The 23,714-nt window shown below is 68.7% G+C and carries 20 protein-coding genes, 1 tRNA gene and 1 riboswitch; of the genes, 11 read left to right on the top strand and 10 right to left on the bottom strand.

The features are described from left to right. Positions 1 to 164: 164 nt before the first annotated feature. On the top strand, positions 165 to 2,273 hold the full coding sequence (locus tag ASC60_RS00270) for a DEAD/DEAH box helicase (protein ID WP_055545483.1): 2,109 nt from the start codon (positions 165 to 167) through the stop codon (positions 2,271 to 2,273). Positions 2,274 to 2,379: 106 nt separating this feature from the next. Further along, positions 2,380 to 2,452, top strand: a tRNA-Lys gene (locus tag ASC60_RS00265). Positions 2,453 to 2,601: 149 nt separating this feature from the next. On the opposite strand, the gene ASC60_RS00260 is transcribed toward ASC60_RS00265, so the two are convergent. Continuing rightward, the gene (locus tag ASC60_RS00260) at positions 2,602 to 3,819 is read right to left on the bottom strand and encodes a right-handed parallel beta-helix repeat-containing protein (protein WP_159043187.1); all 1,218 of its coding nucleotides are present in this window, start codon (positions 3,817 to 3,819) and stop codon (positions 2,602 to 2,604) included. Between the two features lie 699 nt (positions 3,820 to 4,518). On the opposite strand from ASC60_RS00260, the gene ASC60_RS00255 reads away from it, so the two are divergent. Beyond that, positions 4,519 to 5,568, top strand: coding sequence for a right-handed parallel beta-helix repeat-containing protein (locus tag ASC60_RS00255; RefSeq protein WP_234356723.1), 1,050 nt, complete (start codon positions 4,519 to 4,521; stop codon positions 5,566 to 5,568). Positions 5,569 to 5,639: 71 nt separating this feature from the next. On the opposite strand, the gene ASC60_RS00250 is transcribed toward ASC60_RS00255, so the two are convergent. The 3 genes from ASC60_RS00250 to ASC60_RS00240 form a co-directional block, all read right to left on the bottom strand. Beyond that, on the bottom strand, positions 5,640 to 6,098 hold the full coding sequence (locus tag ASC60_RS00250; protein WP_079038066.1) for a hypothetical protein: 459 nt from the start codon (positions 6,096 to 6,098) through the stop codon (positions 5,640 to 5,642). A gap of 211 nt (positions 6,099 to 6,309) precedes the next feature. Continuing rightward, positions 6,310 to 6,780: a hypothetical protein gene (locus ASC60_RS00245; RefSeq protein WP_234356722.1), complete on the bottom strand. Its 471-nt coding sequence runs from the start codon at positions 6,778 to 6,780 to the stop codon at positions 6,310 to 6,312. Between the two features lie 265 nt (positions 6,781 to 7,045). Continuing rightward, on the bottom strand, positions 7,046 to 7,393 hold the full coding sequence (locus ASC60_RS00240) for a hypothetical protein (RefSeq protein WP_055545474.1): 348 nt from the start codon (positions 7,391 to 7,393) through the stop codon (positions 7,046 to 7,048). 422 nt (positions 7,394 to 7,815) lie between these two features. Here ASC60_RS00240 and ASC60_RS00235 point away from each other — a divergent pair, with 422 nt between their 5' ends. The 5 genes from ASC60_RS00235 (at position 7,816) to ASC60_RS00215 (ending at position 13,240) form a co-directional block, all read left to right on the top strand. Further along, a complete protein-coding gene (locus tag ASC60_RS00235; RefSeq protein WP_055545472.1) occupies positions 7,816 to 8,586 on the top strand; it encodes a DUF6227 family protein in 771 nt (256 codons plus the stop codon). Positions 8,587 to 8,723: 137 nt separating this feature from the next. Next, complete coding sequence (locus ASC60_RS00230; RefSeq protein WP_055545470.1) at positions 8,724 to 9,107, top strand: hypothetical protein; 384 nt, start codon at positions 8,724 to 8,726, stop codon at positions 9,105 to 9,107. Between the two features lie 193 nt (positions 9,108 to 9,300). Continuing rightward, positions 9,301 to 10,554, top strand: a complete 1,254-nt coding sequence (locus ASC60_RS00225; protein ID WP_079038161.1) for a PP2C family protein-serine/threonine phosphatase — start codon at positions 9,301 to 9,303, stop codon at positions 10,552 to 10,554. Between the two features lie 284 nt (positions 10,555 to 10,838). Continuing rightward, a riboswitch (cyclic di-AMP (ydaO/yuaA leader) is annotated at positions 10,839 to 10,970 on the top strand. Positions 10,971 to 10,981: 11 nt separating this feature from the next. Then, positions 10,982 to 12,145: a M23 family metallopeptidase gene (locus tag ASC60_RS00220; RefSeq protein ID WP_063787046.1), complete on the top strand. Its 1,164-nt coding sequence runs from the start codon at positions 10,982 to 10,984 to the stop codon at positions 12,143 to 12,145. Positions 12,146 to 12,295: 150 nt separating this feature from the next. After that, on the top strand, positions 12,296 to 13,240 hold the full coding sequence (locus ASC60_RS00215) for an aldo/keto reductase (protein WP_055545467.1): 945 nt from the start codon (positions 12,296 to 12,298) through the stop codon (positions 13,238 to 13,240). Positions 13,241 to 13,502: 262 nt separating this feature from the next. Here the strand turns inward: ASC60_RS00215 and ASC60_RS00210 are convergent, their stop codons facing one another. Further along, the gene (locus tag ASC60_RS00210) at positions 13,503 to 13,808 is read right to left on the bottom strand and encodes a hypothetical protein (RefSeq protein ID WP_199830832.1); all 306 of its coding nucleotides are present in this window, start codon (positions 13,806 to 13,808) and stop codon (positions 13,503 to 13,505) included. A 126-nt stretch (positions 13,809 to 13,934) separates the two neighbouring features. Between ASC60_RS00210 and ASC60_RS00205 the strand changes: the two genes are divergently transcribed. Next, a complete protein-coding gene (locus ASC60_RS00205) occupies positions 13,935 to 14,516 on the top strand; it encodes a hypothetical protein (protein ID WP_055545465.1) in 582 nt (193 codons plus the stop codon). A gap of 192 nt (positions 14,517 to 14,708) precedes the next feature. Here ASC60_RS00205 and ASC60_RS00200 read toward each other — a convergent pair whose 3' ends face one another. Together ASC60_RS00200 and ASC60_RS00195 are read right to left on the bottom strand one after the other, a co-directional pair. Next, a complete protein-coding gene (locus ASC60_RS00200; protein ID WP_055545463.1) occupies positions 14,709 to 14,909 on the bottom strand; it encodes a DUF397 domain-containing protein in 201 nt (66 codons plus the stop codon). Beyond that, positions 14,902 to 15,720 carry a helix-turn-helix transcriptional regulator gene (locus ASC60_RS00195; protein ID WP_234356721.1) on the bottom strand — a complete coding sequence of 273 codons (819 nt, stop codon included), beginning with the start codon at positions 15,718 to 15,720 and terminating at the stop codon, positions 14,902 to 14,904. The genes ASC60_RS00200 and ASC60_RS00195 overlap by 8 nt, the downstream gene beginning before the upstream one ends. A gap of 253 nt (positions 15,721 to 15,973) precedes the next feature. Here ASC60_RS00195 and ASC60_RS00190 point away from each other — a divergent pair, with 253 nt between their 5' ends. Then, entirely contained in the window at positions 15,974 to 16,606 is a 633-nt protein-coding gene (locus ASC60_RS00190; RefSeq protein WP_055547032.1) for an ATP-binding protein, read from the top strand. Positions 16,607 to 16,610: 4 nt separating this feature from the next. On the opposite strand, the gene ASC60_RS00185 is transcribed toward ASC60_RS00190, so the two are convergent. Continuing rightward, positions 16,611 to 19,751 carry a DUF3427 domain-containing protein gene (locus ASC60_RS00185; RefSeq protein WP_055545455.1) on the bottom strand — a complete coding sequence of 1,047 codons (3,141 nt, stop codon included), beginning with the start codon at positions 19,749 to 19,751 and terminating at the stop codon, positions 16,611 to 16,613. Positions 19,752 to 19,902: 151 nt separating this feature from the next. Between ASC60_RS00185 and ASC60_RS00180 the strand changes: the two genes are divergently transcribed. Further along, on the top strand, positions 19,903 to 20,988 hold the full coding sequence (locus ASC60_RS00180) for an MrcB family domain-containing protein (protein WP_159043186.1): 1,086 nt from the start codon (positions 19,903 to 19,905) through the stop codon (positions 20,986 to 20,988). 89 nt (positions 20,989 to 21,077) lie between these two features. Here the strand turns inward: ASC60_RS00180 and ASC60_RS00175 are convergent, their stop codons facing one another. Further along, the gene (locus tag ASC60_RS00175; protein WP_055545451.1) at positions 21,078 to 22,766 is read right to left on the bottom strand and encodes a PrsW family glutamic-type intramembrane protease; all 1,689 of its coding nucleotides are present in this window, start codon (positions 22,764 to 22,766) and stop codon (positions 21,078 to 21,080) included. Between the two features lie 64 nt (positions 22,767 to 22,830). After that, a complete protein-coding gene (gene trmB, locus ASC60_RS00170) occupies positions 22,831 to 23,613 on the bottom strand; it encodes a tRNA (guanosine(46)-N7)-methyltransferase TrmB (protein WP_055547030.1) in 783 nt (260 codons plus the stop codon). Between the last annotated feature and the right edge of the window lie 101 nt (positions 23,614 to 23,714).

The raw sequence follows: 23,714 nt of genomic DNA, 5'->3' as shown, positions 1-23,714 counted from the left end.
TGCGTATGGTGGTAGATCGTTTGATCCCATTTGCCCGGCGCCTCATCGAAGTGCGCCGCGAGGCGCGTTCCTTGCCATCCCGTGGCTGACCGCATAGAGGCGGTCGTTTGCGACAACACGGAGTTTGGGCGCGTGCCGAGACTCCGGAAGGTTTCGCATTTCGCATGTCCGTTTCCACTGATCACGCCGTCATGCCCGCCGTCGACGAGCAGGGCGACCACGGCGACCAGTCCCAGCCGGTCGAGCAGCCCCAGGCCGAGCAGGCCCAGCCGGTCGAGCGCGCCGAGTCCGCCCCCGCCACCGAGCGCGCCGCCGGCGCCGACGTCTCCACCGATGACGGCGATGACACCGCTGCCGCCGAACAGAGCGCTCCCGAGACCTCCAAGGGCCCCGACATCACCTTCGCCGACCTCGGCCTCCCCGAGCAGATCGTCCGCAAGCTCGCGCAGAACGGCGTCACCACGCCCTTCCCGATCCAGGCCGCGACCATCCCCGACGCCATGGCCGGGAAGGACATCCTCGGCCGCGGCCGCACCGGCTCCGGCAAGACCCTCTCCTTCGGCCTCCCGCTGCTGACCACGCTGGCCGGCGGCCACACCGAGAAGAAGCGCCCCCGGGGCCTCATCCTCACCCCGACCCGCGAGCTGGCCATGCAGGTGAGCGACGCGCTGCAGCCGTACGGCGACGTCCTCGGTCTCAAGCTCAAGGTCGTCTGCGGCGGCACCTCGATGGGCAATCAGATCTACGCCCTGGAGCGGGGCGTGGACATCCTGGTCGCCACCCCGGGCCGGCTGCGCGACATCATCGACCGCGGCGCCGCGACCCTCGACAAGGTCCAGGTCGCCGTCCTCGACGAGGCCGACCAGATGGCCGACATGGGCTTCCTGCCCGAGGTCACCGAGATCCTGGACCTGGTGCCGGGGGGCGGCCAGCGGCTGCTGTTCTCCGCGACGCTGGAGAACGAGATCGACAGCCTGGTCAAGCGCTACCTGGTCGACCCGGTCACCCACGAGGTCGACTCGGCGCAGGGCGCGGTCACCACGATGACCCACCACGTGCTCGTGGTGAAGCCGAAGGACAAGGCCCCGGTCACCGCCGCCATCGCGGCGCGCAAGGGCCGCACGATCATCTTCGTCCGCACCCAGCTGGGCTGCGACCGGGTCGCCGAGCAGCTGTGCGACGCCGGGGTGCGCGCCGACGCCCTGCACGGCGGCATGACGCAGGGCGCCCGGACCAGGACCCTGGCCGACTTCAAGGACGGGTACGTCAACGTGCTCGTCGCCACCGACGTCGCCGCCCGCGGCATCCACGTCGACGGCATCGACCTGGTGCTCAACGTGGACCCGGCCGGTGACCACAAGGACTACCTGCACCGCTCCGGCCGTACGGCGCGGGCGGGCAAGAGCGGCACCGTCGTGTCGCTGGCCCTGCCGCACCAGCGGCGGCAGATCTTCCGGCTGATGGAGGACGCGGGCGTCGACGCCTCCCGTCACATCGTCGGCGGCGCGGGCGTCTTCGACGAGGACGTGGCCCTGATCACCGGCGCCCGTTCGCTCACCGAGGTGCAGGCCGAGGCCGCCGCGAACTCCGCCAAGCAGGCCGAGCGCGAGGCGCAGGACCTCACCCGGGAGCTGGAGAAGGCCCAGCGGCGCGCGACCGAGCTGCGCGAGGAGGCCGACCGGCTGGCGGCCCGCGCGGCGCGCGAGCGCGGCGAGACCTTCACCCCGGCCGCCGAGGCCACGGCCGGTGCCGAGGCGCCGGGCGCGGCGGCGGGCGAGACCGCCGGGGACGCCGTGCCGTTCGTGCCCGCGCAGCGCTCGTCCGAGTCCACGGCCCCGGCCGGTGAGCGCCGGGACGAGCGGGGCAACTTCGACCGTCGGGACCGCCGGGACAACGACCGTGGCGGCTTCGGCCGGGACCGTCGTGACGACCGTGGTGGCCGTTCGTTCGACCGTCGTGACGACCGTCCGTCCGGTGGCCGGGACCGTCGTGACGACCGGGGTGGCTTCAGCCGGGACCGCCGGGACAACGACCGTGGTGGCCGCTCGTTCGAGCGCCGCGACGACCGTGGCGGCTTCAACCGGGACCGTCGTGACGACCGTGGTGGCCGCTCCTTCGAGCGCCGTGACCACAACCCGGCCCCTCACCGCGGCGGGGACCGCCCCTTCAACCGTGACCGCCGCGACGACCGCCCGGCGAGCCGTGACGACCACCGCGGCGGCCGCTCGCACGACCGCCGCACGGACAAGCCGCGCTGGAAGCGCAACGGCTGACCGACGCCGATGAGGGCCGTGCAACCCCCGCGGTTGCACGGCCTTTCGGTCCGGGGCGATATTGTCTCGGGGCGGACCCCGTGGCCGGGCTATGCTGCGGGGGTGCGGGTCATTAGCTCAATTGGCAGAGCAGTGGACTTTTAATCCATTGGTTCAGGGTTCGAGCCCCTGATGACCCACAGTGAAGGCCCAGGTCAGAGAGTATCTGGCCTGGGCCTGGATCATTCGGACGCGCCGTGAGGACCATGAGCGGGTCGGGCCACACGCGAGGAGGCACCACCCTGGGCCGGGGTGGTGCCTCGGGGCCGTCCCTGACCCCGGTCGTGGGTCAGCAGCCTGCTACACCGACACAGTTGTTGGGATTGTTGTTCGTCACCACGCTGTTGTTGAGGGTGGTGGTGGAGGCGTTGTTGTAGATGCCCCCTCCGGTCGTCGTCGCGGTGTTCAGGACGACGGTGGTGGTGTTGAGCGTGGCGCTGGATCCGTTGAGCGTCGCCAGTCCGCCTCCGAAGCCATTGGACGTGGCCGTGCCCGCCCGATTGAGTTTGAACGAGGTGCTGGTGAGCGTGGTGCTCGCGCCGTCGAAGGTGGCCAGTCCGCCTCCGAAGCCATTGGACGTGGCCGTGCCCGCCTGATTGGACTGGAAGCTGTTGCTGATGATGGTTGCCTGGCCGCTGGCGCCGAAGTTGGCCAGCCCGCCTCCATTCTGAGCGGCGGTGTTGCCGGAGAAGGAACTGCTCCTGAGCGTCAGCGTGCGGTCGTTGGCCACCGCACCGCCGTGCTGGCCGGCGGTGTTGCCCGAGAAGACCGTGCTCGTGATCGTCAGGGTGCCGTCGTTGGCCAGCCCACCGCCGTTGACATTGGCCTGGTTGTTGGTGATGCGGCTTGAGGTGATCGTGCCGGTGCTGCCGAAGTCGAAGCCGATGCCGCCGGAGAAGTTACCGGTGTTCCCCGTGACCGTCGAGGACGCCAGCTGGAGGGAGCCGCTGCCACCGACGCCGATTCCGCCGCCGAATCCGCTCGCGGTGTTCGCACTGACGGTGCTGGACCTGATGACGGTGCTGCCGTTGGTGAAGATGCCGCCGCCATTGGAGGCGGTGTTGCCCGTGATGGCGCTTCCGCTCTGGACGGTCAGCTTGCCCCCGGAATCGACGAGGATGCCTCCGCCGTTACTCCCTCCCGGGTTGCCGTTCCGCACGGTGAGCGAGTTGAGGGTGAGGTCGCCGGTCGGGCCGGCGACCTCGAAGATGCGGAACGTCCCGCTGTCCCGCTGGATCGTCGAGCCGTTGCCGTTGATGGTGACCGCGCCCGTGATGACGGGCAGACCATTGGAGTCGTTGTCGGCCGTGGGGCCGAGGTGGTAGACGCAGGACGGAGCCAGGCTGACAGTTCCGCCACCGCTGTTCGCGGCGGTGATGGCCGCCTTCAGCGCCGGTACGTCGTTGCAGGCGATGGTGGCGGCGGACGCCGGGGTGGGCATGGTGGCCAGTCCGATGGCAAGCCCGATGACGGACAGTACTGCGCCTGCTCTGGGTGGGAATCTCACGGGGGGCTCCTTGTTTGGGATCCTGATTGGCTATTCCCTCGGCTCAAGTTGGGATCCGTCGGCTCGGCCAATCAAACGACAGGTTTCCCCACCTCATGGCAGTCTGGATCTCAGCTCGGCGCGAGACCACGCGAGGTGTCGTTCGTCTCGCTTAGCAGAATTGAACTGAGCATCCTAGGCAGGGTGAAGGCGTGAACGGGTATCTTCCGAGGCGGAAGTGACTTATTGGATAATCAGATTAGGCGCCGTTAGGGGCCCTTTTGTTCCGGCGCACCGCGCGAGGCCGCAGAAGGTCACGCATTTGGGCCCCGGACCAGTCGTGGATGTGGGTCGCGTGCGCCCGGCGCCGGGGCGAGCGCCCATTTTCCCGGCCCGCGGATGCCATTCGCCGCGTGGGCCGCACCGTTTCTCAGCCTGACCGGCGATCACCCGTGCACACCGCCCCCCTTTCCGGACGGAATGTCACCCGCCCGGCACTCAGCGGGTGCCGTCCTCCCGCGCTTCGGACAGGCTGATTCCGCTGCTCTGCCGCGTCTCGTGATCGGTAGTGCGTGGCGGACTCTCCTCCAGTTCCGGGCGAGGTCCCGCCACGCGGCGATGAGGCACCCCTGGAAGGGCAGCGTGGCAGCGCGCCACCCGGAACAGTGAAGGAGACATCTCGTGCGACTCGTGGCAGCGGTTCGCGGTTTCATCCCGATCATGACGCTTGCGGTATCGGCGTGGGCGTTTTCCGCTCCCGCAGGGGCCGCCGAGGGCCGGGGCGGAGGCGGTGGTGAGGAGCCCGCCCTGTCCGTCGTGCCCTGTGGGGACACGGCTGCCCTGGTCGCCGCCGTCACCACCGCCAACAACACGGCTGGAGGGGGAACCGTTTCCCTTGCCACGGGGTGTGTGTACACCCTGGCCTCCGCGGCGGAGACCGGCTCCAACGGCCCCGACGGGCTGCCGGTCATCACCGGGAAGGTGACCATCAGCGGTACCGGAGCGACCATCAGACGCAGCGCCTCGGCCCTGGACTTCCGCATCGCCGAGGTCGCGCCCGGCGGCCGTCTGACCGTCAGCGGGGTGACGCTCTCGGGGGGCAGGGCGGTGGTCGGGGGCGGCATCCTCGACCTGGGCGCCCTGACCCTGGCTCAGAGTGCGGCCACCACGAACGCCGCGAGTAGTGTCGGTGGCGGCATCGAGGTCGGTTCGGGCGCCACGGCCACCCTCGGCTCGAGCCACGTCTCGGGCAACACCGCCAACGACGGCGGCGGTGTGCACGTCAGTACGGGGGGCTCGCTGGCCGCCAACAGCAGCACGTTCTCCGACAACACCGCCGACAGCACCGGCGGCGCCATCGCGAACTGGGGGAATTCCGTCCTGACCGCCGTGAGGATCGAGACCAACCACGCAAATGATTTCGAGGGCGGCGGTATCTGGACGTCCATCGGAGATATGACCTTCAATGGCGGACGCATCATCGGAAATACGGCGGGAGGCAGCGGCGCCGGTATCGCGAACTTCGACAGCGCACTGCATTTGCAGGCCGCCGTGGTGTCCGGAAACGTCGCCACCCTCAACGGCGGCGGACTCTTCAACCACGCCGGAAACACGCAAATCGTCGGCACCAACATCACCGACAATACCGCCCATGGCAGCCAGGGCGGCGGCATCTTCTCCGACGGCGGTTCGGTGTCGCTGTCGGCGACGAACGTGACCGGCAACAACCCGAACAACTGCGTCCCGGCCCTCGCGGGCTGTTCCGCGTAACTCGTCCGCACGCGACCGCGGCCCCGGAAGCGAGTGCTGCTTCCGGGGCCGCGGTCGCGTGCGAGGCCGTCTCAGTGGTGGCCGTGCACCTTCTTCTTGGCGTGCTTCTTGGCCTTCTTTTCCTTCTTCACGGCCTTGTGGTGCTTGTCCTTCTTCTCCACCTGCTTGACCACGATCGCCGGCGGGTCGGAGATGGCGAGGTTGGTGCAGTGGCTGCCGAGGTCGACGTCGCCGGTGGGGCCCGTGATGCCGCTGAGGGTGATCGGGCCGGTGGCGGTGTCGCAGTCGTTGCTCTGGGACACGTCGCCGGTCTGGTTGGTGAAGTTCAGGCAGTCCGAGCTGAAGTCGGTTTCATCCGTCGGGCCGAGGATGTCGCCAACGGTCAGCGAGCCGGCGTTGCTGTCACACGCGTTGCTCTGCGAGGGACCGCCCGGCCCGAACGCACCGTGGGCGCTGGCGCCCGCTGCGCTGCCGATGACCATCGCACCGGCAGCAGCGGCCATAAGGGCTGCCTTCTTACCAATCTGCATGGGGTTTTGCCTCCGTTTAGCTCTTCCGCGAATTCCGCAGATGCCTTAATAACGAAGGCGAATGGCGAAGGGATCGGGGTGCCTCGCAGCTTCACCCGGGCGCCGTAGTAAGGATATCTTCTCCAAAGGGGTCGAAAGTGTGGTCGGTGTGAGCATGCGCACGACCCCCGGTAAAAGAAATCCGAGGGTCGTGCGCATAATAGAGGTGAACTCAGCGGCTCTCGTGCTCGCCGTTGCCTCCGCCCTTCTCTCCGTTCTCGGGATCGTCGTCACCGGCCAGAATGATGCAATTGGTCTCGGTGGTGATCTTGTTTCCGGGGGCGGCGATGTTGATGGGGCCGGTCAGCGACGTCGTTCGGCACCGGTTGGTCTGCTTCCGGACGCCATCGCCGGACTCCACGTAATTGATGCAGTTGGTCCTGTGGGTGATGTCGGTCCCGGGCGCCAGTGAGATGTTGACGGGGCCGATCACCGAGTTCGTCCGGCAGCGATTGCTCTGCTCGGCCACGCCCGACTTGGCGTAGTTGACGCACTCGGTCTCGTTGGTGATGTCGGTTGTCCCGGCGATGGTGATCTCGCCGAGGAGTGAGTTGTTGTCGCAGCGATTTCCCTGGACGGTGCCTCCGCCGGTGGCCTCGGCCGCTCCTGCGCCACCGATGGCCAGTGCGGTCACTGCCGCCATGAGAATCGCTGTCCTCTTGCGCATATGCATAAAGAGCCTCCATGTGAGTTCTTCGTGATATCAGCAAACATCTGGCCGACGATGGCGGCGTGCTGAGGCCCAGAAACCGGCGGCAGCTGTACCCGTTCGGCGCACAAAACTGAAAGCTGTTGCCGCCCTTTTGCGTGGCAGCGGCCCTGGAAGGCGTGCTTCCAGGGCCGCTGCCCGGTGGTGACCGACCGGTGGTGTTCCGGCCGGACCGGAACACTACCGGTCGGTCAGCGCCTCACGGGTTGTCGTTGAGGGCGATGTTGGCGCACTTGCTGCCGACGTCGAGGTCGCCCGTGGGACCGGAGATCCCGCCGATGGTGATCGGGCCGGTGGCGGTGTCGCAGTCGTTGCTCTGCACCGCGGCCCGGCTGTTGGTGAAGTTGACGCAATCGGACCCGATGTTCGTGTCGCCCGTCGGGCCGGTGATGCTCCCGAGGTAGATCGAGCCGGTGGCGGTGTCGCAGCTGTTGGACTGAGTGGTCCCGCTGCTCAGCCAGTTGTTGGCGCTCGCGCCAGTCGAGCCGACGATGACCAGCGCGCCGGCCGCGGCGGTCAGAAGCGCTGCCTTCTTGCCGATGTTCACTAAATCCTCCGTGTGGTTTCTTCCGCGGATTCACGGACGCCTGACTCAACGAAAGTAATCAGAAAAGGCACTGGGCAGGCACCTCACTTCACCCGTCTGGCATAGGCTGTCCCTCATATGACAGGCCTTCAGGGAGCCGTGAGCTTGGCGCCTTTATGGGAAATCCCGGGGAAGTGGTCCGGGAGGCCCGGGGGCGGCTGGTGGCGGGCCATGGTGGTGTCCCGGCGATGGCCGCCGAGTTTCCGGAGCATGACATTCCGGGTTGTTCGGCCCGCCGAACGAGTGATACATCCTGACCTCACGGCGCAGGAGTGAGTGAGGCACAAGTCCGACCGGCTGCTTCGCGCAACCACAGGCGCGGCGCGTGTTCACACCGCTACGCTAAGTGCGCGAGGGAGTCACCCGGGGGCGGGAGGAGAGACGTGGGGCACTCAGGAGCGGGGGGAACCCCCGCCGAGCTGATGGACGGGTTACTGGCCCGTGCGCAGAACGGCTTCGAGATCGGCGAGGCGGTGCTGACCCGGGCGCGGAGCGCCCTGATGCACCAGTCCGAGCTGCGTTCCTGCCGGCAGTGCAACGAGCCGTCAGGTCCGCGCGGGTACACGACGTACCGGCATGTCTTCCTGCTGCCCGACGGCGGCAGCCTGCTGCTGTGGGAGCTGGAGCACAACACCGGCCCGGACGACCGCCCGCTGTTCGAGCTGTACGCGGGCGAGGACGCCCTGGAGCTCGCCGAGCGCCGCGTCCACCGGTGCATCGGCGGTGCCCGCTGGGAGGAGCTGGACGGGTTACCGCTGTGGCTGCCGGACCAGATGCTCCAGGCCGCCGAGCCCCCGGGCGCCCAGCGTGCGTACGTCGCCGACGACTCGGCCGACCACGCCCGCCGCGTACTGCGCCGCGCGGAGAACCCGGACCGGCCGGGGGAGGAGACCGAGCGGTTGCTGGCGACCGCGTTCGCCCATGACATCGCCCTCGCCCCCAAGCCGCGCCGCCGCTCCGGCGGCCCCGGCGCCACCTGGTGCCGTTTCTACGAGCACGCCTTCCTGCTCGCCGGCGGGGACGAGATCGTGCTGTGGGAGCTGGAGCACAACCTGACCCGGGACGGGCGGCTGGTGTGCGAGGTGTACCTCGACGAGGTGTCGGCGGAGCTGGCGGCCGACCGCCACGCCCGCACCCTCGGCGTCGACCTCTGAATTTTCCTACTCCGGAATGATCCGACAGTGGGCCCATCGGGTGAAGTGCGTGCGCGCCTCCCCGATGTCGCGGATGTCCTTTCGTTGAATCGCAATGTGTGGTTTTCCGCGGATTCGGCTCTTCTGGAGGAAATCTCGTGAACATCGGAAAGAAGCTTGCTGTCCTGACCGTGGCGGCAGGTGCCCTGGTCCTGGGGAGCGCGGGCGGGGCGTCCGCCCACGGTTTCGGGGGCTTCGACCCCTTCGGAGCGATCCAGACCAACTCGTGTGACACGGCCGTCGGTCCGATCGTCAACACGGCTGTGGGCGCCACCACGGGTGACATCTCGTTCTCCGGTAACTGCCTCAACTACACCCAAGGCACCGCGGCCATCCAGGCCAACGACTGCGACACGTCCACCGGCCTCGTCACCAACATCGGCGGTCTCGCCAGCTCGGGTGACATCACCGGTGGCAGCAACTGCACCAACATCGCCCTCGGCAACGCCGGCGGCTACGGCGGTGGCTACGGCCGCGGCTGACGCTCACCCGAGCCCTGGCGGATGCCACGGCTCACCCCGCGGCCCCGGACGCTTGCCGTCCGGGGCCGCTCGGCGTCTTGTGTGTGCGGTGACGCACCCACATGGCCGCCACCGGCTCGCACCCCGCCCGCGCGACCGGAAGCCTGAGGGCGGGGGCACGAACCAGCGAAAGCGAGACAGGCCGGTGGCGCGGGTGCGAGGGAGCAGGGCTCGTACGGGCGCCCGTACGCACGGCCGTAGGCTCGTCCGTACGCCCACGCGTGCGCCCGCCCGTACGGCCGCCGCCGAGTCCCCGGGCGTGGCCGCCGGACTCGTCACCGCCGAGGAGGCCGTCGAGGCCTCGGCGGGGCGTCGGCCGATCCGCTGGACCCCCGCCGTCCTCCTGCTCGGTGGCGTCGCCTTCGACCTCGCCGCCCCGGCCCCGTACACCGCCTCCCCCTTCTTCGCCGCGGCCCCGCTGGCCGCCGCCTCCCTCTTCCCGCTGCGGCAGACCGTCGCCACCGCGGTCCTCGCCCTCACCGCCGTATGCCTGCTGGCCGAACTGCACGGTGTGAAGGACCCGACCCAGGCCGCGACCGAGATCGCCACGGTGGCCACCGTCGCGCTGCTCGCGCTCGTGATCAACCGCGTCGTCCGCCGCGGCGACCGCCGGCTGGCCTCGGCGCGCGGCATCGCGGAGGCGGCGCAGCGGGCCGTGCTGCCCGTACCGCCCGCCCGCATCGCCGGGCTGGACGTCGCGGCGCGCTATGTGGCGGCCGAGCGGTACGCGGCGATCGGCGGCGACCTGTACGCGGTGCAGGACACCCCGCACGGCGTACGGCTGCTCGTCGGGGACGTGCGCGGCAAGGGGCTGCAGGCCGTGGAGGTCGTCGCCGTCCTCATCGGCGCCTTCCGGGAGGCGGCGGAGCAGGAGGCGACGCTGGAGGGGCTGGCGGGGCGGCTGGAGCGGGCACTGCGGCGCGAGGGCGCGCGGCGGGCCGAGCTGGAAGCGTTCGAGGGGTTCACCACCGCCGTCCTCGGCGAGATCCCGCGCGGCGACTCCACCCTCCGCCTCATCAACCGCGGCCACCCCCCGCCGCTGCTGCTGCCCGGCGACGGCGAGGTGCGGTCCCTGGAGCCGGAGACGGCCGCGCTGCCGCTGGGCATGGGCGAACTGGGCGCGTGGCCCGACCGGGTGACGGAGCTGCGGTTCCCCGAGGACGCGACGCTGCTGCTGTTCACGGACGGGGTGACCGAGGCCCGCGACCGGCACGGCGCGTTCTACGTACCGGAGGAGCGGCTGCGCGGCCGCCGCTTCCCCGGGCCGGGCGGGCTGCTCGACGCGCTGGTGGAGGACGTCGTGCGGCATGCGGGCGGGGAGGCCTCGGACGACATGGCACTCCTCGCGGTCCGGCGCCCGCCCGGACCGAACGGAACGCCGCCGCCCGCCGGTGGACACGGACCGTAGCCAACCGTGACGGGTGCGCATAACGATTGACGCACGATCAGCTCTCCAGAGGTTTTTGCCATCCCTTTTCAACTGGGGTGATACGCCCCCACTTGTCCCTCGGTGCTTACTAAGTTCATCCCAAAGCTGCGCGAATTCTTCAGAAGAGCTTGGAATCATGTCGCGCTCTCTATTAACGTTCGATAACGCAGCGCGGTCGGCACAGCCGTCGCAGAGGCGGCACCGTGCGCCGTCGCCGAATCCCGTACGTGCAGCGACAGCACCACCGGCAGCACCACGCACCACGGTGGTAGCAGCCGCGGCACAGGGAACCGGGGAACCACCACCTTGGGGTGAATCGGGTCGAACCTGACCCGTAGGAGACCTTCCTGCTCCGAACCCGTCAGCTAACCCGGTAGGCGAGAGGGAAGGAAAGGAGTGCGCCCCGGTGGCGTCCAACAGGTCCGTACTGGACGAGGCCCCGTACCGATCGTCCGGTACCGGCATCGGCACCGCGACCGCGTACGGAGTCGGCTTCGACGCCGGAGCCGGCGCCCGGCCCACGATCGGCCTCGGCGCTGAAGGGGATGATTTCTCCGGCGCCAAAGAAGCCGTCTGGGACGAGTGGAACCCGACCGAGGAGTCCATCGCCCCGCTGCGCGGCAAGCACCGCGTCGTCAAGCAGCGCGGCGGGACCATGGCCCGCAGCGGCGCCGTCCTCGGCGTCGGCGTCATCGCGGCGGTCGGCGCGGGCGGCATGGCGAGCGCCAAGGACCGGCCGGCCATACCGATCTCCATGCCGGACCTCGCCCACGTCGCCGACGAGGTCAAGGCCCAGCTGCCCGCTGCCAAGGACCTGCCCGGCATCGGCTCCCTGATGGCCGGCGACGAGGACTCCTCCCAGCCCGCCGCGGCCACCCTCACCACCAGCGCCACCGACTCGGGCGAGGCGCTGCGCACCCGCATCCTGCGGCAGGCCGAGAGTCAGCAGACCGCCGCGGACGACGACCGGCGCGAGGCCGCCGCGCGAGCCGCCGCCAAGGCCGCCGCCGACGACGCGGCCAAGGCCGCCGCCAAGGCCCGCGACCTGGCCGAGCAGAAGAAGGCCGAGGCCGCCGCCAAGAAGAAGGCCGCCGAGGCGAAGGAGAAGGCGGAGGCCGAGAAGGAGGCCGCGGCCAAGGCCGCCGCCGACCGCCCCGCCAAGACGTCCACGGCCGGCGGGTTCACCCTCCCCGTCGCCTCGTACACCCTGACCGCGGGCTTCGGCCAGGCCGGCGACCTGTGGTCCGCCGACCACACCGGCCAGGACTTCGCCGCCCCGACCGGCACCCCGGTCAAGGCGGTGGGCGGCGGCACCATCACCCAGGCGGGCTGGGCCGGTTCGTACGGCTACCGCATCGTGCTCAAGCTCGATGACGGCACCGAGATCTGGTACTGCCACCTGTCGTCCATGGTCGTCACCTCGGGCACGGTGTCCTCCGGTGAGACCATCGGCCGCGTCGGCGCCACGGGCAACGTGACCGGCCCCCACCTCCACCTGGAGGTGCGGCCGGGCGGCGGCTCGCCGATCGACCCGATGCCCTGGCTGCGCGACCACGGGCTGAACCCGTGACCCGCTGATCCGGCCGTCGCTTCCGGCGGCCCCTCGCTCCGGCGGCTCTGGCGCTCTCTCCCCCCTTGACGCCAGGGCCGCCGGTTCGTTCTCCGCCCTCTGCCCCCTCCGGTGGAATAACCCCCTCCGCGCTGGGCGTTGTGAAGACGTATGACTGACACCCGTAAGACCATCGGCGATCTGTCCGTCTTCCCGCTCGCCCTGGGCGGCAACGTCTTCGGCTGGACGGCCGACGAGGCCGAGTCCTTCGAGGTGCTCGACGCCTACGTGGCGGCGGGCGGCAACTTCATCGACACCGCCGACGTCTACTCCGCCTGGGCCCCCGGCAACCAGGGCGGCGAGTCCGAGACCATCCTCGGCAAGTGGTTCGCCTCCCGGGGCAACCGCGACGACATCGTCCTCGCCACCAAGGTCGGCGCCGGCGTCCCGGAGCCCCGCGGGCTCTCCTCCTCCGCCATCAAGTCCGGCCTGGACGAGTCCCTCCAGCGCCTGGGCACCGACCACATCGACCTCTACTACACCCACTACGACGACACGTCGGTGCCGGTGGAGGAGATCATCTCCACCCTCGACGAGCAGGTGAGGGCGGGCAAGGTCCGCGAGATCGCCGCCTCCAACATCTCCCCCGAGCGCCTCGAAGCCTCCCTGGCCCTCTCCGCCCAGGAGAACCTGGCCCGCTACGTCGCCCTCCAGCCCCACTACAACCTGGTCTCGCGCGACACTTTCGAAGGCGACCTGGCCGACGTCGCCGCCCGCCACGGCCTGGCGACGCTCCCGTACTACGCCCTCGCGTCCGGCTTCCTCACCGGCAAGTACCGCCCCGGCACCACGGTCGACAGCGCCCGCTCCACGGGCGCCGCCCAGCACCTGGAGACGGAGCGCGGCCAGAAGGTCCTCGCCGCCCTCGACGACGTGGCCGCCAACCACGACGCCGACCACGCCGCCGTCGCCCTGGCCTGGCTCGCCGCCCAGCCGACCGTGGTCGCCCCCATCGCCAGCGCCCGCGTCCCCGCCCAGCTCCCGGCCCTGCTGGCCTCGGTCGACCTCCGGCTCACCAAGCCCGAACTGGACCTCCTGACGTCCGCCTCGGCCTGACCCGCCCCTGGCGCACCCCGGCGTTCGGCTTCCGACGGCCGAGGCGCGGACCGGGCGGCGACGCGCTGCGCCGCCGGCGGGTCGCTGTCGCACGTCCACCCCATCGCCGGGGCACCGATGGGCGGGCCCCCACGACGCCCCATGACGAGAGCCGCCGCCACTGGCCGTCGGCCCCGTTCGCGGTGCGTCCAGCGCCGTCCGTACGCCGTCGCGCCGGCGTACGGACGGCGCCGAACCCACCGCTGGCCCAGGGCCCGAAGGGTCACCCCTCCCGTCGGTCGGCGAGCACCCAGGACGCGAGCCCGACCCCGCCCGCCACGGCGAACACGGACGGCCACGCCCCGACCTTCTTCGCCAGCGGATGCGATCCGGCGAACGCGGCCACGTACAGCCCGCCCAACACGGCCGCCGTCCCGTTCCCCGCCTTCTCCCGCCACCCCTTCGCGGCCAAGGCCCCGGCCGCCGCCAGCGCGACCCCGCCGAGCGGCCGCCTCTTCGTCCACCGGGCCACCCCGTACCCGCCGATCAGCCCACCCGCGGCCACCAGCCCCGCCGGTACTCCAGCCATGCTGTTACCTCCCTGCTCAGAGCGTTGCACCGCATTAGTTGTCCGTTAGTGGAACGCCAACTCGATCTTCGAGACTGATGGTCGTCCGGAAACGGCACAAGAGCACAGAGCAACGGGAGAAGCACCATGAACCTCGTCACCAACCGCCTCCGCGGCCGCGCCGGCCGCCGCATCGCCGCCACCATCGTCGCCGCCGCGGCGCTGGGCCTGGGCGCCACCGCCTGCGGGCCCGACGACGGCGCGGCGAGCTCCTCCAGCTCTTCGAAGGCGCCCGCCTCGCAGGACGCCTCGACCCAGTCCACAAGCGGTGGCGGCTCCTCCGCCTCGGACAATTCCGCCACCCAGGGCCAGAACGGCGGCGAGTCCCCCGCCGAAGGGGGCGGCGTCGCCAACGCGGGCAACCACAAGGTGGTCGTCGGCAAGATGTCGTACCTCGCCCCCGGCAAGCTGATCGTCAAGCCCGAGGACGGCAGCACGGATCAGGCGTTCCTGGTCGCCAACGCCACGAAGATCCTCGGCGCGGCCGCGATCTGCTCCGACGACGGGGGCGCCGGCGGCGCGAGCATCGGCGACGACGGCTACGGCACCGCGAAGTGCACCGTGGACGAGCTGGAGAAGGCCGCCAAGACCAACAGCGTGACCGTCCGCGTCACCATGGACCGCAAGTCCGGCGCGGCCGAGACGGTCGAGGAGAAGTACCACCCGTAAGCCCCCGCACCCCACGCCCCACACCCCACGCCACGCGCGCCGCGCCCCGCACCCCGCACCCCGCGCCCCGCGCCCCGCGCCACGCGCCACGCGCCACGCGCCACGCGCCACGCGCCACGCGCCACGCGCCACGCGCGCCCGGCGGGCCCTCCGGCCCGGCCGGGCGCGCGGGCCCGCGTCCACCCCGGGCCGTCAGCCCAGCCGCCCGCCCCGCACGGCCGCGACGAAGTCGCCCCAGGCCCCCGCCGAGAACCCGAGCACACCCCGCTCCGGCTCCTTCGAGTCCCGCACGGCGGTCTCGTGGTCCGGCAGCGTCGCCGTCTCCACGCAGTTGCCTCCGGCCCCGTTGCTGTAGCTGCTCTTGTGCCACACGAGCGGTGCTATGTCAGTCATCTGTCAGTCCTCGCATCGCATGCCTGATGAGGTTGCTGGATCGCTGAGGACTCAAGGACAACGCACGTAGGTTGTCAAACGCATTCGAATATGTAGCGATGTCTTCCGGACGCTCCAGATACACAGCGTCGGTCAGGCCGTCGCGGTATACGAGGTCAAGGTCCTCTTGCTCGGGGAACTTCAAAATGCTGAACGCCCCAACGGCAGGGTAGCTGCCAGCATCGAACGGCAGCACCTGGATCGTGACGTTCTTCAGCAGGGCGACCTCCAGGAGGTGTTCGAGCTGTTCACGCATCACCTTGGGGCTGCCGATCGCATGTCGCAGGACACTCTCGTGGATGATCGCCCATAGGTCGGGAGGCGTCGCATTCGTCAGTAGGGCCTGCCGTTCCATCCGTACGCCGATCACCTGCTCCACGTCCTCGGTGCTTGAGGGAGATGTGGCGTGGCGGAGTTCGCGTGCGTAGTCAGCCGTCTGTAGTAGCCCGGGAATGCATTCACACTCATACGTCCGTAGCCCCGAGGCCGCCTGCTCCAGCCCGACGTAGACCGAAAACCACGAAGGCACGGCGCTGCCATACGCATGCCACCACCCACGCACCTTGGACTGCTTGGCCAGATCCCTGAGGAGTTCGCGAAGCTCATCGGAGGTTCCGTAGAAGCGGCAGAGCGCGTCGACGTCCGATGGCTGTACGCGACCCTGGCCAGTCTCCAAGCGGTTGACCTTCGAACCGCTCCAGTCCAGCTCCTTGCCTACCTGGCCGCAGGTGAGCTGGTGCTCCTCACGAAGCTTCTTCAGCTCGATCGCCAAGCGACGACGTCGTGCGGTGGGTGATCCGGACACGTGAACTCCTCAGTCTGGTGACGTCCGTTCAGTCTTGTCGGCGTTCGGCGATTCGTCAGTCACTCAATCGGGCGAATCCGTATATGCACATTGCATGACGGGATATGTCGATGCCATGCTCTCACATGAAGTAACCAAGAGGCACCACACGATTGCTTTAAGTGATCACTTGGTGTGGCGCAACGGCAAGGGGTTGAAGCGCGTGGTTGTTGAGCAGTGCATGCAGAGGAAGGCGTGGGACCTTCCCTTTCTGGCGGAACCCGGCGAAGTGGCCGCGCTGAGACGCATCATGCGTACGCACTTGACGCTCTGGGGCCTACCTGACGTGGTGGAGGCGGCACAGATCTGCGTCAGCGAACTCGTCGCCAACGTCATCACTCACGTCGGCCTCGGGACGCCGACGACCATGAGCGTTGACATGAACGGCACGTTCCTGCGCATTGCAGTGAGCGATCCGGACTGCCGTGCATTGCCCACGCTGCTGAGCGCGGCCACCACGGCTGAGTCGGGTCGGGGGCTGGCACTGGTCGCTGCTGTGACCGACCGTTGGGGAGTGATCCCGACCGAGCGGGGAAAGACCACCTGGTGCGAGATCGCCACCGCGCTCACGCGCAACGACACCCACGTTGATCGACCCCAGGTGCATCGCGCCGAGGCTCTGCTCACCCTCTACGGCCAGTCCCACCTCCGGACACACTCCACGTCGCCCCTGAGTCATGCGGTGGCGGAGGAGGCGGCGATTACCTTGATCGCCGATGTGCTCCATTGGTTCCGTGCCCATGGGCACGATCCCGACACGGCCTTGGACCGAGCCCAAACGCACTTTGAGTCGGAACTCGGTGCGGTCGGCTGAGCCGCTATCCCGCCGCGATGGCTGAGTACGTCCAGACATCGGCAGGCAACGTGTGCTGGAGTTTCCAGACGATGCCCATCGGCTTGCTGCCCTCATGAGATTCGTACGTAGCGGGTCCGAGCAGCATCCACGGTTGCGGCCCACCGATGTCGGTCTTCTTGTAGCGCCGTACAAAGAGCAGCACATGGGTGCCGCGCTCCTGATGTTGCTGATAGCGCAAGCCGGTGGGCGACGATTCCGATGTCTGGTTCTGCGATTCCCAGTGGAAGCGATCTGGGCTCATCGCGTAGTCCTTGTATCGGGTCTGTGGTGAGAAGTCCTTGTCGTCCTTCTCAAGGGTGATCAAGAGTGCGTCGGTCCGGAGCCCTTCGCACCACTTCACCCCCTCGCGGAAGTTCCCCGGCATGAAGCCGTCTACATCCGCCTGGCCGAGGGCGGGCAGGATTTCCTCACGGCTGTAGGAGGCGTGGATGGCCAGCGGGATCCCATCATGGTCGCCCAGGAGCGGGATCGGGTAGTGATCGGTGTGCTCCAGGTTGTACGCGAGTACTTGGCTCAGCTCGCTTCGGAAGGCGCTCTGCTGGCGCAACGAAGCGAAGCCCTCGGCGTAGCTGGAGAATCCTCCTCCCAGCGGCCACAAGGAGAAGAAGAGCATCCGTGCGTACGCTTGCCCCGGTGCATCCAGCGAGTCGTACCCTGGGGCGTCATCGGAAAGCATGCGCTGGTAGGCATGGACGCGTTGCGGGTCGTCGACATGGAGGAATGCCGAAACTCGCTTGAGGAGTGCTTCTTCGGCTTCGGGGTGCTCCTCGGCTAGAAGCCGGGCTCGCCGCAAGAGGCGTGTCCATGAGTTGTTGCTGCGATACAGCTCTTTGAGCTCGCGGCGACTCTCACGGAGATAGGCGTCCAGACGTGGTTCAGCGTATGCCGCCACCTCCTGCGTCAACTGCCGCACGTTGACGTTGATCTGGCTCTTGATGTTGTCCAGGATGCGCTGTTTGGACTTACGGTCAAGGATGATTTCGCATCCGGAGGGCAGCTGCGGGAAGTCACGCTCCATGTGCTCGGTGAGACGGTTGCGGGTGAAGCTCGTCAGCGCACGGAACTGCTCCTCGAAGCGAAACTCCTTTCGATGCTGGCCGATGAAATCGAGGACCGTGAGCACAGCCTTGTCCGGAGTCCGTCGCAGGCCCCGGCCCAGCTGCTGCAGAAAAACCGTGGCGCTGGCGGTCGGACGGAGCAGGAGGAGGGTGTCCACGTCTGGGATGTCGAGCCCTTCGTTGAAGAGGTCGACCGAGAACAGGACCTGCACCGTGCCGTCACGTAGGTCCTTCAGGGCCTGGGCACGTTCCGCAGGGGGCGTGGTTCCATCAAGGGCCTGGGCACTGATGCCAGCCTGACGGAAGAAGTCGGCCATGAAGTGAGCGTGCGCAACGGTGACGCAGAAGCCCAGCGCCCGCATGGCGCCGGGATCCGTCACCTTTTCCTGCACGGCCTTCACGATGAGCCGAGCTCGCGCATGATTTCCCGTGTAGAGCTTGCCCAGCTCGCCCGTGTCGTACGAACCCTGCTTCCAGGTGAGCCCTTCGAGATCGGTGTTATCGGCTATGCCGAAGTAGTGGAAGGGGCTGAGCAGATCATTCTCCAGCGCCTCCCACAGGCGCATCTCGGCGGCGATGTGGCCGCCGAAGAACTCATCTTGGACGTTTCGGCCGTCCATGCGCTCTGGGGTGGCCGTCAGGCCCAGCAGCTCCATCGGCTCGAAGTGATCGATGATGCGTCGATAGGTCGGGGAAACGCCATGGTGGAACTCGTCGATGACCACGACGTCGAAGTGGTCCGGACCGAGTTTTTCTAGGGATCGAGCGTTGAGGGACTGGACACTAGCAAAGACGTGCGTCCAGTCTTGTGGCACATCTCCTCCGACCAGGAGCTCCCCGAAGTTCGCATTATCGAGCACTTCTTGATAGGTGCGAAGCGACTGCTTCAAGATCTCTTGCCTGTGCGCGACGAAGAGGAGGTTGAGAGGGCGCTCCCGGTGCTTCCTCTTCAGCTTCTTGTAGTCGAGCGCGGCCATGACGGTCTTGCCGGTCCCCGTCGCAGCAACCAACAAGTTTCGGTGCCGGCCGTGAATGTCCCTCTCGATGTCGAGCCGTTCGAGCATGTCCTGCTGATGAGGGTAGGGCCGCACTTCGAGGCCCGACAGGCTGATGGCGTGGGTGCCGGGCCGTTGTTTTCCGCTGGCTCGGGTGAGCGCGTCTTCCAGTCGGGCGGCGTCGCTGTCGGGGTCGTACCTCTCGAAGGAGGGCTCACTCCAGTACGAGTCGAAAGTGGCCTCGAACTTCTTCAACACCGGCGGCGTCGCCACCGATGAGAGGCGGACGTTCCACTCCAAGCCGTCGAGCAGTGCGCTCCTGGAGAGGTTCGAGCTGCCTACGTACGCGGTGTCGTAGCCGCTGTTCCGCCGGAACAGCCATGCCTTGGCGTGCAGCCGGGTGGACCGCAGCTCGTAGTTGACCTTGACCTCGGCGTTGAACTCCCTGACGAGCCGATCCAGGGCGGTCCGCTCGGTGGCTCCGATGTAGGTGGTCGTGATGACGCGGATCGGCACCCCGCGATCCCGCGCCGCCTTCAATGACTCCTCCAGGACGCGCAGGCCGTGCCACTTCACGAACGCGCAGAGCAGGTCAACTCGGTCTGCGGTGGCCAACTCGGCCCGCAGCTCGAAGCCCAGGTTCGGGTCTTCGGGGGAGTTGGTGATCAGCGCCGTCTCGGAGAGCGGCGTGGCCGGGCGCACGGAGTAGACACCTGGCGCCTCCTGCTCGGCGACGGCGATCAGTTGCCGAGGCCCGTCCGCGATCAGGTCTACCCACTGCTTGGCCCCGTCCAGCGCGCTGATCGACTCAAGGATGTGGTTGGCCGCGATCACCTGCTCATAAGGGGGCAGGCTAGTGAAGATCTCCCGCACCGTATCGGCGACGTGGCGCGCGAGCACGTGAGGGGTGGAGTGCTCGCCGACCTTCTGCTGGATGGTCTTCCATCCTGCGGCGTCCAGCGTCTTCAGCTGCTCCTCGACGCGAGCGGTGATCAGCCGCTCATATAAGCCCGGTGCTGGACTTGCGCTGTGGGTGAAGGCATCAGTCATGGCGGCGGCTCCTCGTATCACCAGTCCACACACCGTTCTATCAGCGACCTACGACAGTTCGAGGCGTACCGAGGCTGGCACTGCATGGTGCGTGATGACCGTAAGCGATCGAAGACGGTCGATGTCAGACCAGCAATGCATAGTTTTGACCATGGGTATACGTGACCTGCTCCTCGACGTGGCCAGCACGTACGACTGGAAGAAGGGGATTTCAAAGGGGGTTTACGCCCAAGACCGTCTCCGCGAGGTGAAGAACCTGTGGGGCGACCTCGTGCCGGGAGGGTTCGAAGCCGAAGGTAAGGGAGGTAGTGGCGGCGCCAGCAAGACGCCATGGATCGGTGTGTACGACCCCGACATCACCCGCGATCCGAAGAGGGGTCTCTACCTGGCGTACATCTTTGCCGCTGACCTCAGCACCGTGACGCTCACGCTCCAGCAGGGCGTGACATGGTTGGCAGATGCACTCGGTGAAGGCGAGAAGCGCCGTGTATACCTGAGTGAACGCGCTCAAGCCCTGTTTGGCGGGCTGCCGAAGGACTTGGTGGCGGGGTATGAGGGCCGTCCGGACTTCAAGTGCGACGCCCTACGTGCTCTTTCGTACGAGGCCGGAAGCGTGGCTGCCCGGACCTATGGCTTGGACGCCATGCCATCTGAGTCACGCTTGCGTGAAGACCTCTGGCACATGGCCGAAGTCCTTCAGCATGCTGCCGCTGTGGAGAAGACACTCAACGATGAGAAGACGTCTGAGGGTGTCAAGACAACCAACGGAGCAGCCAAGGCTCCTGAGGGGCTTGACGGTTTCCGGCCCAAGGATGGAAGCGACTATGTCGCGCACATTCCTCAGCGAACAATCACCAAGTCCCGAAGCCATGAGCTGCTGGTCGCAGGGTTCGGTGAGTACATCGACAAGCAGGGCTTCGTACCGATCACCGAGAAGATGCATCCCAAAGACCTCGTGCTGAGGCAGGCCGACCTGGAGTGGCTGGTGGAAGCCAAAACCGTCAAGCGGGGGAACCCCACCACGGCAGTGCGCGAAGCTCTGGGGCAACTCTCTGAGTACAGCTACTTCCTGTACGAGCAGAAGGGGCAACCCAAGCCGCATCTGCTGGCGCTGTTCACCGAGGACATCAAGGCGTATGCGCCCTACCTGGAAGAGCGGGGTATCGCTTCTGTGTGGAAGACGGTAGATGGATGGGCCGGGTCGCCCACCGCCGTGGCGTGGGGAATGGTCGAGTAGCAGGAACGATCCTCCAACCGGGTCCTATGCCTCCTGTGCCCGCGTCCTCGGCCAGGTCCCTGAGCGTGAGCCCCCCACAGCGGCGAGGGTCACGATTGTCCCTGCGGGCCTGTGGGGCCGTACGGGACGGGAGCCGGGAGCGCCGGTAGCTGCGGGGCGTAAGACGGTTGGAAGGCGTACGTCGGGTGCGGGGTCTGCTGGGCTTGGGGCGGCTGGGGGCCGCCGTAGCCGTACCCCTGACCCGGGGAGCCGTACCCGTAACCCTGGCTGGGGCTGCAGTATCCGTAGCCCTGGCTGGGGCCGCCGTACCCGTAACCCTGGTCCGGGGAGCCGTAGCCGTAGCCTCCGGTGGGCCAGTACGGCGGGGGGAGGGGGCCCTGGGGTGGGCCCGGGTAGGGGAGGGGGAGGGAGAGGGCCGCGTGGGCCAGGGCCGGCTGGGCGGTGTCGCGGCGTTCCCACAGGGTGTCGAGGAGTTCGCGCTCGCGAGTGGTGAAGTCCGGGCCCGCCGTGCCCCGGTACGCGCGGCGGCGGAGGAAGGCGAGGGAGGTCGCGGCGGCGATGTACTCGCCGACCGCGCGGGCCGCCGCCGAGCCCTGGGTGCGGCGGGCGAGGTCGCGGGCGATGCCGCGGGCGCGCATCGAGGACAGCGCGATCGGCTCGGGCGGGGTGAGCCACCCGGCGGTCTGGTAGGCGGTGAGCTGCTCGCGTATGGTGCGCAGCTCGCTGGTGCGGGACCAGACCGTGAGCCAGGTCAGCAGCCCGAAGACGGGGACCATGAACGCGGCGTAGACGATGATGAAGCCGTAGCCGCCGAGGGCGGACGAGCCGTTCCAGAGGCCGTGCAGGACCATCGCGGCCAGCAGCGCCACGATCGGCAGCAGGACGCGGCGGGTGCGCTGGTGGACGGCGGCCGCGGCGGCCAGGCCGAAGCCGACGCCGGTCATCGAGGTGAACAGGGGGTGCGCGAAGGGGGACATCACCGCGCGGATGAAGAACGTCGCGGCGGTGGTGGAGCGGATGCCCGAGTAGCCGAACTCCTGGTCGCTGACGAACGCCGAGCCGAGGTAGAGGATGTTCTCGGTGAAGGCGAACCCGGTGGCGGTGATTCCGGCGGCGACGACGCCGTCCACGATCCCGTTGAAGTCGCGTCGTCGGAACACGAAGAGCAGGAGCACGGCGGCCGCCTTGGCGCTCTCCTCCACGAACGGCGCGACGAACGTGGCCCCCCAGGTGTCGGCGTCGGCGCGGCCGCCGGGGGACGAGGAGTCGGCGACGGTCGTCATGAGCCATTCCGTCGCGAAGCCGTTCGCGATGAGCGCGACGAGCGTCGCGGCGCACGCGCCCCAGGCGAAGGCGAAGATCAGGTTCCGCCAGGGTTTGGGGTCGACACGGTCCAGCCAGCGGAACACCGAGATGATCAGCGGTACGGGCAGCACGGCGAGGCCGAGCCCCACCAGGAAACCCTTGGTGCCGGTCTGCTCGCGGACGAGGGCCAGGATGACGAGGCCGGAGATCGACAGCAGCCCGATGAGCGCGGTCGCGCGCAGGGCCTTGTTGTCCCAGAGGCGGCTGAGACGGCCGCTTCTGGCCCACGGCCCGGGATGGCCTGGGTGTCCCGGGAACCCCGGGTATCCCGGGAGCCCCGGATGCCCGGGGTGCCCCGGCTGCGGCGCCTGCGGCCGGCCCCCCGGAGCGGCCGCGCCGTCGAACCACGGCTGCTGGTCGTGCGGCGTGACCGGCGGATCGGGCGGCTGGTGGGGGGACGGGGACTGATGCACTCAACCGACCCTAACGAACGCGGAAGTGGCGGACTGCGTGATTGTTCCCATCCGCGCAGGGCCGCTATGCGTCGTTGCGGCGGAAGATCAGGTCGTGGACGATATGCCCCTTGTCCAGCCCCTGGGACTCGAACTTGGTGAGCGGGCGGAAGTCCGGGCGCGGGCTGTAGCCGCCGTCGGGCTGGGTGTTGTCGAACGACGGGCTCGCGGTCAGGACCTCCAGCATCTGCTCCGCGTACGGCTCCCAGTCGGTCGCGCAGTGCAGCAGCGCGCCGGGGCGCAGCCGGGTGGCGGCCAGCTCGACGAACTCGGGCTGGAGCAGCCGCCGCTTGTGGTGCCGCTTCTTGGGCCAGGGGTCAGGGAAGTAGACGCGCAGCCCGGAGAGGGCGGCGGGCGCCAGCATCTCGCGCAGCAGGATGATCGCGTCGCCGTTGGCCACCCGGACGTTGGACAGCCCGTCGCGCTCGGCGAGGGCGAGCAGATTGCCCTGGCCGGGGGTGTGGACGTCGACGGCGAGGATGCCGGTGCCGGGGTCGGCGGCGGCCATCCGCGCGGTGGCCTCGCCCATGCCGAAGCCGATCTCCAGGACGACGGGGAGGTCCGGGTCGCCGAAGAGCGCGCCGAGGTCGAGGCGGTGCAGCCCGTCGATGTCCAGCCCCCACTGCGGCCACAGGCGGCGCAGCGCCTCGCCCTGGCCGGCGGTCACCCGGCCGCGGCGGGGGCGGAAGGAACGGATGCGGCGCTCATGGTGCGAGCCCGCCGGATCGGCGGCGGGACCGCCGGGGAACAGCGGCTCGCCGCGGTCGCGGCCGGGGCCACGGCCGGATTCGGGGCCGGGGCCGGGCACGGTGCGGTCGCGCTCCGCGTGGGCGTCGGGGGCGGTGGAGTTCTCGGACACAGTGCTTCCGATTCTACGGGCGGGGCGGGCACCCCGACGGGCCCGCCCGG

The organism is Streptomyces sp. NBRC 110028 (assembly GCF_001417735.1).
Classification (GTDB): domain Bacteria; phylum Actinomycetota; class Actinomycetes; order Streptomycetales; family Streptomycetaceae; genus Streptomyces.
This window is presented reverse-complemented; position numbering and strand designations above follow the sequence as displayed.

What these genes read in the sequence shown, in the direction of transcription:
- ASC60_RS00270 (WP_055545483.1), top strand. Translation starts at nt 165, where the DNA reads ATGTCCGTTTCCACTGATCACGCCGTCATGCCCGCCGTCGACGAGCAG.
- ASC60_RS00255 (WP_234356723.1), top strand. Translation starts at nt 4,519, where the DNA reads ATGACGCTTGCGGTATCGGCGTGGGCGTTTTCCGCTCCCGCAGGGGCC.
- ASC60_RS00250 (WP_079038066.1), bottom strand. Translation starts at nt 6,098, where the DNA reads ATGCAGATTGGTAAGAAGGCAGCCCTTATGGCCGCTGCTGCCGGTGCG.
- ASC60_RS00245 (WP_234356722.1), bottom strand. Translation starts at nt 6,780, where the DNA reads ATGGCGGCAGTGACCGCACTGGCCATCGGTGGCGCAGGAGCGGCCGAG.
- ASC60_RS00215 (WP_055545467.1), top strand. Translation starts at nt 12,296, where the DNA reads ATGACTGACACCCGTAAGACCATCGGCGATCTGTCCGTCTTCCCGCTC.
- ASC60_RS00210 (WP_199830832.1), bottom strand. Translation starts at nt 13,808, where the DNA reads ATGGCTGGAGTACCGGCGGGGCTGGTGGCCGCGGGTGGGCTGATCGGC.
- ASC60_RS00205 (WP_055545465.1), top strand. Translation starts at nt 13,935, where the DNA reads ATGAACCTCGTCACCAACCGCCTCCGCGGCCGCGCCGGCCGCCGCATC.
- ASC60_RS00200 (WP_055545463.1), bottom strand. Translation starts at nt 14,909, where the DNA reads ATGACTGACATAGCACCGCTCGTGTGGCACAAGAGCAGCTACAGCAAC.
- ASC60_RS00190 (WP_055547032.1), top strand. Translation starts at nt 15,974, where the DNA reads ATGCAGAGGAAGGCGTGGGACCTTCCCTTTCTGGCGGAACCCGGCGAA.
- ASC60_RS00185 (WP_055545455.1), bottom strand. Translation starts at nt 19,751, where the DNA reads ATGACTGATGCCTTCACCCACAGCGCAAGTCCAGCACCGGGCTTATAT.
- ASC60_RS00180 (WP_159043186.1), top strand. Translation starts at nt 19,903, where the DNA reads ATGGGTATACGTGACCTGCTCCTCGACGTGGCCAGCACGTACGACTGG.